We start from the raw sequence: 2,462 nt of genomic DNA on the forward strand, positions 1-2,462 counted from the left end.
CCCGGTGTCGGCCGTGCCCGAGGTGCGGGCCCAGCTCGTCGCCCAGCAGCGGTCGATCATCGCGACGGCGCTGGCCGAGGCCGGCGGCATCGTGGTCGAGGGCCGCGACATCGGCACCACCGTCGCCCCGGACGCCGGCCTGAAGGTGTATCTGACGGCGTCGGCGCAGGCCCGTGCCGAGCGCCGGACCAGGCAGGACGCCTCCCAGGGCCGGCAGTCGACCGTGGACGCGACGCTGGCCGATGTGCGCCGCCGCGACACGTACGACTCGACCCGTGCGGTGTCCCCGGCCAGGGCCGCCGACGACGCCGTCGAGCTGGACACCACGGACCTGGACCTGCCGGGTGTGCTCGCGGAGCTCATGTCCATGGTCGAGGACCGCGGCCTGCGGGCAGTCCCGACCGGGAGCCGCGTGAACACTGACCTGCCAGAAGGCTCCATACCCTGGCTCCATGAATTCGCCCGCTGGCTGGGCACCTTCATCTTCGTGCCGTTCTACCGCCTGCGCGTGCACGGCCGCGAGAACGTGCCGGCCACCGGCCCGGTGCTGATGATCGCCAACCACAGCACCATGGTCGACGGCCCGGTGCTGTTCGCGACCTCGCCGCGGCGGCCGGTCTTCCTGATCAAGAGCGAGATGTTCAAGGGCCCGCTGGGCTTCCTGCTGCCGCGCATCGGCCAGATCTCGATCAAGCGCGGTGAGCCCGACCGGGCCCCGCTGATGACGGCGGTCCGTATCCTCAGGGCGGGCGGTCAGGTCGGCATCTTCCCCGAGGGCACTCGTGGGGCGGGTGACGTCGACGAGGCCCACAACGGCGCCGCCTGGCTGGCCCGCACGTCGGGCGCGGTGGTGCTGCCGGTGGCCTGCCGAGGGGGAAGCGACCGCCGGCGTCACCCGGCGCCGGTTCCGGCCCGCCGTGGACGTGCTGGTGGGCAAGCCGTTCGAACTTCCGGCCGACAAGGGCCGTGCCGCGTTGACCGCCGCCACCGAGCGGGTCCGGGTCGAGCTGGCCGACCTCGTGGCCGAACTGGATCGCCGTCGGGCAGGTCGCCCGGCGGCGAGCACAAGCAAGGAGCACGAGGCGTGAGTGAGTTGGACGGCACCTGGAGCGACGAGGCCGAGTGGGCCGCCGTCGACGGCGGTGCGGAGCAGGGCGACGGCGATTCGGGCGCGGTCCCGCAGCCGGTGCTGGCCGTGGTCGGCCGGCCGAACGTGGGCAAGTCGACGCTGGTCAACCGGATCCTCGGCCGCCGCGAGGCGGTCGTGCAGGACACGCCCGGCGTGACCAGGGACCGGGTTGCCTACGACGCGCTGTGGAGCGGCCGGAAGTTCACCGTGGTGGACACCGGCGGCTGGGAGCCGGACGCCAGCGGGTTGCAGGCGTCCGTGGCCCAGCAGGCCGAGATGGCGATGCAGACCGCCGACACGATCATGGTCGTGGTGGACGCGTCGGTCGGCGCGACCGCCACCGACGAGGCCGTGGCCAAGGTGCTGCGCCGGTCGAAGCGGCCGGTGCTGCTGGTGGCCAACAAGGTCGACGACGACCGGCTGACCGCCGACGTGGCCTCGCTGTGGTCGCTGGGCCTGGGCCAGCCGTATCCGGTCAGCGGTCTGCACGGCCGCGGCTCGGGCGACCTGCTCGACGCCATCCTGGAGGCGCTGCCCGAGACGCCGCGTGACGACTACGTCGAGCGCATCGGCGGCCCGCGCCGGGTGGCCCTGATCGGCAAGCCCAACGTGGGCAAGTCCAGCCTGCTCAACCGGCTGTCCGGCGAGCAGCGTGCGGTGGTCGACTCGGTCGCCGGCACGACCGTCGACCCGGTGGACTCGCTGGTCGAGCTGGACGACGAGGTGTGGCGCTTCGTCGACACGGCCGGCCTGCGCAAGCGGGTCAACTTCGCCAGCGGCACCGAGTACTACGCCTCGCTGCGCACCAAGGCGGCCATCGACGCGGCCGAGGTCGCCATCGTGCTGCTGGACGCCAGCGAGCCGATCGCCGAGCAGGACCTCCGCGTCGTGACCATGGTCGTGGAGGCCGGCAAGGCGCTGGTGCTGGCCATGAACAAGTGGGACCTGGTCGACGAGGACCGCCGCTACCAGCTGGAGAAGGAGCTGGAGCGGGGCCTGGTGCGGGTGCCGTGGGCGCAGCGGATCAACGTCTCCGCCGCCACCGGCCGCTCGGTGCGCAAGCTGGCCCCCGCCCTGCGCACCGCGCTGACCTCGTGGGACTCCCGCATCCCGACCGGCGCGCTGAACTCGTGGCTGTCCGATCTGATCGCCGCGACGCCGCCGCCGGTGCGCAGCGGCAAGCAGCCCAAGGTGCTGTTCGCGACGCAGGCCCAGACCCGGCCGCCGACGATCGTGCTGTTCACCACCGGCTTCCTGGAGGCCGGCTACCGCCGGTTCATCGAGCGCAAGCTGCGCGAGCAGTTCGGCTTCGTCGGCACGCCCATCCAGATCT

The 2,462-nt window shown here is 72.7% G+C and carries 1 protein-coding gene and 1 pseudogene; both read left to right on the top strand.

Features of this window, described 5'->3' with window-relative positions:
• Positions 1 to 22 precede the first annotated feature (22 nt).
• A pseudogene (locus KUTG_RS66645) lies at positions 23 to 808 on the top strand ((d)CMP kinase); the annotation flags it as partial.
• Between the two features lie 276 nt (positions 809 to 1,084).
• A partial coding sequence (der, locus tag KUTG_RS39225) for a ribosome biogenesis GTPase Der (RefSeq protein ID WP_043732167.1) occupies positions 1,085 to 2,462 on the top strand: 1,378 nt, incomplete at its 3' end.

The sequence above is a fragment of the Kutzneria sp. 744 genome, from assembly GCF_000568255.1.
Classification (GTDB): Bacteria; Actinomycetota; Actinomycetes; order Mycobacteriales; family Pseudonocardiaceae; genus Kutzneria.